The sequence below is a fragment of the Flavobacterium sp. genome, assembly GCF_043720215.1.
GTDB lineage: Bacteria > Bacteroidota > Bacteroidia > Flavobacteriales > Flavobacteriaceae > Flavobacterium.
The window spans coordinates 1-6,466 of record NZ_JAYSSZ010000295.1 but is presented as its reverse complement, the minus strand read 5'-3'; the positions used below and the strand labels follow the sequence as shown (position 1 = coordinate 6,466).

The 6,466-nt window shown below is 32.1% G+C and carries 6 protein-coding genes; all 6 read left to right on the top strand.

Annotation, left to right across the window (positions count from 1 at the left end; translation table 11 throughout):
• Positions 1-1,365: polysaccharide biosynthesis C-terminal domain-containing protein (locus ACHZC3_RS12865; RefSeq protein ID WP_394760281.1), on the top strand; the 1,365-nt coding region annotated here is incomplete at its 5' end.
• A gap of 139 nt (positions 1,366-1,504) precedes the next feature.
• On the top strand, positions 1,505-1,939 hold the full coding sequence (gene dut, locus ACHZC3_RS12860; protein ID WP_394760279.1) for a dUTP diphosphatase: 435 nt from the start codon (positions 1,505-1,507) through the stop codon (positions 1,937-1,939).
• Positions 1,940-2,019: 80 nt separating this feature from the next.
• Entirely contained in the window at positions 2,020-3,030 is a 1,011-nt protein-coding gene (locus ACHZC3_RS12855; protein WP_394760277.1) for a sugar phosphate nucleotidyltransferase, read from the top strand.
• Between the two features lie 15 nt (positions 3,031-3,045).
• Entirely contained in the window at positions 3,046-4,371 is a 1,326-nt protein-coding gene (locus ACHZC3_RS12850; protein WP_394760275.1) for a tetratricopeptide repeat protein, read from the top strand.
• Positions 4,371-5,144: a DUF4292 domain-containing protein gene (locus ACHZC3_RS12845; RefSeq protein ID WP_394760273.1), complete on the top strand. Its 774-nt coding sequence runs from the start codon at positions 4,371-4,373 to the stop codon at positions 5,142-5,144. The genes ACHZC3_RS12850 and ACHZC3_RS12845 overlap by 1 nt, the downstream gene beginning before the upstream one ends.
• A gap of 21 nt (positions 5,145-5,165) precedes the next feature.
• Positions 5,166-6,380 carry a murein hydrolase activator EnvC family protein gene (locus ACHZC3_RS12840; protein ID WP_394760272.1) on the top strand — a complete coding sequence of 405 codons (1,215 nt, stop codon included), beginning with the start codon at positions 5,166-5,168 and terminating at the stop codon, positions 6,378-6,380.
• Positions 6,381-6,466 lie beyond the last annotated feature (86 nt).

The window sequence follows — 6,466 nt, the reverse complement described above, 5'->3', positions numbered from 1 at the left end:
GAATTCGCAGAAGTATCCATCGTATTTGCTTATCTCGTATTTTTTAACGTGGTTTTATCTTACGGAATGGAAACTGCTTTTTTTCGTTTTTATAATTTGGAAGACACGAGCGATAGCGAACTGGCGAAGAAAAATAAGAAAAACGTAATTTCAACTACAACTGTATCTATTTTCTGGACATCCATAACGTTTTTAGTACTTACACTTTTGTTTAGAGAAACCTTAGGGAGTTGGGCAAATATCAATGTACATTATATAACTTATACAATTTGGATTTTAGCACTCGATGCATTAGTAATAATTCCTTTTTCTAGATTAAGAGCCGATAAAAAACCAATGCAATATGCAATTCTTAAAATAGGAAATGTCACGATTAACATGTTGCTCAATATTTTCTTTTTACTAGTATTACCAAGAATAGCAACTAATTCAGATAGTTTTTTCTCTACTATTTATTTCGAAAATTTTGAAGTTGGCTATATTTTTATCTCTAACCTTGTTGCTAGTTTGCTAACATTTATAGTGCTTTCACCTAATTATTTCAAGATAAATTGGCATTTTGATCTCACACTTTGGAAAAAAATGATGCAATACGGACTGCCAATTCTCATTGCAGGAATAGGTTTTGCCATAAACGAGCATTTCGACAAAATATTACTCGATTGGTTTGATGTTTCTAAATCTAAAATTGGAGCTTATGCAGCCTGTTATAAAATAGGCATGTTTATGGTTTTGTTTCGAACTGCATTCACATTAGGAATCGAACCATTCTTCTTCAGTCATGCAGGCAACGAAAATGCACCACAAACCTATGCTACGATAACTAAATATTTTGTTATAACAGGATCCTTTATATTGCTTTTTGTCATTGTTTTTGTCGATATTCTAAAAATATTTCTGGTGCCCAACCCAAGTTATTGGGAAGCAATGAAAGTCGTCCCACTTATCATTCTAGCTAACTTTTTTCTCGGTATTTACACCAACTTATCCGTTTGGTACAAAATTATCGACAAAACAAAAATTGGAGCCTACATTTCCATCATTGGAGCAATCATAACATTAGTTTTAAACTATTTATTGATTGAAAAATTCAGTTATTATGGATCAGCAATTGCTACAATTGCAGCTTACGGAAGTATGATGTTCGTATCCTATTATTTAGGTCAAAAAAAATACCCAATTCCCTACGAAATCAATAAAATAGGATCCTATTTAGGTATTTCAATCCTACTTTCGGGACTTTCATTTTACATTCCTGTTTTTCGTGAAAGTTATATCTTCGGAATATTTGCACTAATCCTATTTGGTTATTATATTTACAGAAACGAAAAGGAAGTTTTACTGCGTATTTTAAAAAGAAATTAATATTTTTGAAGCTATTCCTGCTATCCGTTACAATCTTTTTGTTTTTTAAAGAAAAAAACAAAAAGGATTTCCACTGTTATCAGGGCTATGGCATTTCGTAAACAAGATAAACCTTAGTAACTTAGAACCTAAAAAACCAATGCAAATAAAAATAATCAACAAATCCCAACACGAATTACCCAACTACGAAACTATCGCTTCGGCAGGAATGGATCTTCGTGCTAATATTCAAGAATCCATAACGTTACAACCACTAGGAAGAACCCTTGTAAAAACAGGGCTTTTTATCGAATTACCCATAGGTTTCGAAGCACAAGTACGACCACGCAGCGGATTAGCTTTCAAGAAAGGAATCACAGTTTTAAATTCCCCTGGAACAGTCGATGCTGATTATCGTGGCGAAATTGGAGTAATTTTAGTAAATTTATCCAACGAAGCCTTTGTAATCGAAAACGGAGAACGAATCGCACAGCTTATTATCGCAAAACACGAACGTGCTGATTGGATTGAAGTTCAAGATTTATCTGAAACTTCACGCGGAGAAGGCGGCTTTGGGAGCACTGGAGTGAAGTAAGTTTGCAACAAATTAAATAAAAAAAACACTTCGTGAACTTTGCGAAAAACTTTGCGAACTTTGCGGTTAAAAAACATAACATGAAAATAATAGTACCAATGGCTGGACGTGGTTCACGCCTTCGCCCACACACACTTACAATCCCAAAACCATTAATACCTATTGCAGGAAAACCAATCGTGCATCGTTTGGTTGAAGATATTGCTGGCGTTTTAAACCAAGATATTGAAGAAGTCGCTTTTATAATTCACGAAAGTTTTGGCAAAAAAGTAGAAGAAGAACTTATTGCAATTGCTCAAAAATTAGGAGCAAAAGGAACGATTTATTATCAAAACGAAGCGCTAGGAACAGGTCATGCCATTATGTGTGCCAAGGATTCTCTTTCTGGTCCAGCAGTTATTGCGTATGCCGATACTTTAATTCGTGCCGATTTCGATTTAGATCAAACTGCCGATAGTGTAATTTGGGTAAAACAAGTAGATCAACCTGAAGCTTTTGGAGTAATAAATCTAAACGATAAAAATCAAATAGTAGAGTTGGTAGAAAAACCTACCGAATTTGTTTCTGATCTTGCTGTAATTGGAATATACTATTTTAAAGATGTTGCCGTTCTTAAAAACGAATTGCAATTAGTTTTAGATAATAATATAATTCACGGAGGAGAATATCAAATAAACGACGGAATTAAACAAATGATGGCAAAAGGCATGGTTTTTGTTCCAGGTAAAGTTGATGAATGGATGGATTGTGGAAACAAAGACGTAACAGTAGAAACCAATTCTAGAATACTACATTTTTTAGAGAAAGATGGAGAAAATATGATGGCTTCTGATGTTCGTATTGAAAATTCGACCATTATTCCGCCTTGTTTTATTGGAGAAGATGTGGTTTTAATCAATTCAATTGTTGGCCCTAATGTGTCGTTAGGAAAAGGAACTCATTTGCAAAACACAAAAATTAAAAACAGTTTGGTTCAAACTCATACACATATAAAAAACGCCAATTTAGACAACGCAATGATTGGTAATCATGCTATTTTTGATGGTGATTTCAAGAGTATTAGTATTGGAGATTATTCGGTTTTAGAATAAATAATGAATAAAAAAGTGTCAAATAAAATATGGTTTATTCTAGGAATGTGTATCATTTCTGCAAACGTATTGGCACAAATCCAGCCAGAAGATGTTGCTTTAGAAAAAGATGATTTTCGAGAATCGTATTACGAATCACTGATTCAAAAAGGGATTGAAAATTATGACAAAGCTATTGTTTCTCTAGAAAAATGTTTAAAAATTCAACCGGAAAATGCAGTGATTTATCACGAGTTAGGTAAGAATTATTTTTTTCAGAAAGAGTATCAAAATGCAGAACAAGCTTTTACAAAAGCAACACAACTTGACACAAAAAACAAATGGTATTTGATCGATTTGTATGAAGTATATTATGAAACCAAAAATTACAATCAAGCGTTAGTTATTGCACAAAAAATAATTCCGTTAGACAAGAAATATAAAGAAGATTTGGTGTCGCTTTATATGTACACGCAACAGTTTGACAAAGCGTTGGTTTTAATAAATGAATTAGATGAAAATGTAGGAAATACAGAGCTTCGTGATCGATATAAATTGCAAATCACATCGCAAACAAAAACTAATTCGTCCAACAAAAATACGTTAGAAAATGCTATTGAAGAATCGCCGAACAACGAGGAAAATTATCTTTCGCTGATTTACATGTATTCCGACAATAATCAGGAAGAAAAAGCATTGCAAGTGGCTAAAAAATTGGAAAAAAACATTCCAAATTCGAGTTGGGCACAAGTTTTTTTATTCAAATACCACATTAATAATAATGACGGAAATGCAGCTTCCAACTCATTAGAAACAGTATTAAACAGTTCTAAAATTGATAAGAAAGTTAAATACAGAATGTACAATGAGTTTCTGATTTTTGTTTTAAAAGACCCAACATTTGAAACTCAGTTAAACAAAGCAACAACCTATTTTGAAAACGATTCAGAGTTTAATGTTTACAAAGAAATAGGTAAGTTTTATTACAAGAAAAAAAATTGGGATTTAGCTATAAAAAATTTAGAAAAAGCGTCCAATACCGATTTAGAAACCAATATGTTTTTATTGGCTTCGTATGAAGAAACAGCTCAATTTGAACAATTAGAAATAAAAGCTTCAGAGCTAATAGATACATTTCCCAATCAGCCAGAATATTATTTCTTTGCAGGAAAAGCTGCAAATCAATTAAAAAAATATAAAAAAGCGAACGATTATCTAGAATCTGGTATAGATTATGTTGTAGATAATACAGCTTTAGAAATCGATTTTCTGAATCAATTAGCCGAAGCCGCAAAAGGATTGGGCAACATAAAGAAAAGTGACGAATATTTGGCTAAAGCCAATAAAATAAAACAAAAATAATGCGCAGAATCCTTCCTTTTTTATTGGTTTTATTAATTGTGTCTTGCAAATCGAAGCAAAAAATAATTGCATCGGAGCCAGCTGTAAACACAACAAATACAACAATTTCTAATATTATAGAGAACCATTATGCTGTAAAACGTGATTTTAAAACGGCGTATATAAAAGCAAATATTGATTATGCAGACGAGAAACAATCGTTAAGCCTTTCAGCAGATATTAGAATAAAAAAAGACGAAATTATTTTGGTTAGCGTCAAAATGATTGGAATTACCATGGCAAAAGCCATAATTACACCAACACAAGTTCGTTATTACGAAAAAATAGGAGGTAAATTTTTTGAAGGAGATTATAAAACATTAAGCAATTGGTTAGGAACCGATTTAGATTTTAAGAAGGTTCAAAATATGTTGTTAGGTCAAACTATAGATGACTTGTCCAACGGTGACTATTTGCTTTCTATGGAAGAAGGATCTCCAAAACTTGAGGAAGTAGCTAAAGAAAATTTCAATAAAAGTTATGTTTTTGATATCAATTCCTTTTGGTTAAAACGTCAAGAAATTACCCAAAAAACACCTGAAAGAAAAATGATTGTCAATTATTCAAATTATAAATCGTATCCAGAAAGCATTATACCAGGAGAACTTCTTATTTTTGCAAATCAAGACAATAAAACCACAAATATTACGATTGAATATAAAAACGCTACATTCAACGAAGATTTAACTTTTCCGTATAGTGTTCCAAGTGGTTATGAGCAAATCAAATTATAATAATTAGATACAATTTACAGCATGTTAAAATATATTATTTGTTTTCTACTAATTCTTTCAACTTCGCTCTCATGGGGACAAGAAGAGGAAAGACAACGAAAACTGGAAGAACAAAAAGAACGTTTACAACAAGAAATTAGAGCACAGGAAAAATTGTTGCAGAGTCAAAAAACAAAAGAAAAATCGGTTGTAAAAGTTGTAGTACAACAAACAGCTAAAATTAATTTGCAACAAAAACTAATTAACACGACGGCCAAACAAGCCAAAGTGTTAGGAAACAGTATGTACATTAATCAAGTAAATGTAAATAAACTGAACAAAGATTTAAAAATTCTGAAAGAAGATTACTCTAAAATGATTGTAAAATCATATAAAAGTCGTTCAGAACAAAGCAAGGCAATGTTTTTATTGTCGTCAGAAAATTTCTTACAAGCTTATAAGCGAGCACAGTATATGAAACAGTATTCTAGTTTCAGAAAATTGCAAGGCGAAGAGATAAAAGTAAAAACAATAGAACTAGAGCGTTACAACAACAAACTTTTGAATCAAAAACAAGAAAAAGTAAAGTTGATTGCCGAAAGCGAAAAAGAAAAACAAGTATTAGAAAAAGACAAGCAAGAGCAACAAAGATTGTTGTATTCGATTAAAAAAGATAAAAGTAAGATTATTGCCGACATCAAGAAAAAGCAAAAAGAATCTAGAGCAATAGAAAAACAAATTGATAGATTAATTAGAGAATCTATTGCTGCGGCTAATAAAAAAGCCGGAAATACAACCAACACAACCACATTTGTATTAACGCCTGAAGCAAAAGAATTAGCAAACGATTTCAAAACCAATCGAGGTCGTTTACCATGGCCAGTAGAAAAAGGATTGTTAACGAAAAAATTCGGAAGACAGCCACATCCGCTAGAACCATCTATCATGATTGAAAGTAGTGGAATAGAAATTTCTTCAGAACGAGGAGCAAAAGCACGTTCGGTATTTGCAGGAGAAGTAAGTGATGTGCAACAAGCAGCAAACGGAAGTGCAACAATCGTATTGCGTCACGGGGATTATATTACGACTTATTCAAATATTGGAAAAGTATATGTCCGTAAAGGAGATAAAGTCTCAACAAAACAGGCTTTAGGTGAGGTGTTTTTTAATACATTTACCAATAAAGCGATTCTAAAATTCTTGATATTCCAGAATACTACAAAATTAAATCCTCAGAGTTGGATTATGAATATGTAGTTATATAAAACACAAATTCCACTAATTTTCACGAATCGATTCGTGAAAAGTAGTGGAATTTGTTGTTTATAACTATTTCTTAGTCT

Bases quoted from the DNA above. Each gene is read 5' to 3' on its own strand.
- ACHZC3_RS12840 (WP_394760272.1), top strand. From the start codon at position 5,166: ATGTTAAAATATATTATTTGTTTTCTACTAATTCTTTCAACTTCGCTC.
- ACHZC3_RS12855 (WP_394760277.1), top strand. From the start codon at position 2,020: ATGAAAATAATAGTACCAATGGCTGGACGTGGTTCACGCCTTCGCCCA.
- ACHZC3_RS12845 (WP_394760273.1), top strand. From the start codon at position 4,371: ATGCGCAGAATCCTTCCTTTTTTATTGGTTTTATTAATTGTGTCTTGC.
- dut (WP_394760279.1), top strand. From the start codon at position 1,505: ATGCAAATAAAAATAATCAACAAATCCCAACACGAATTACCCAACTAC.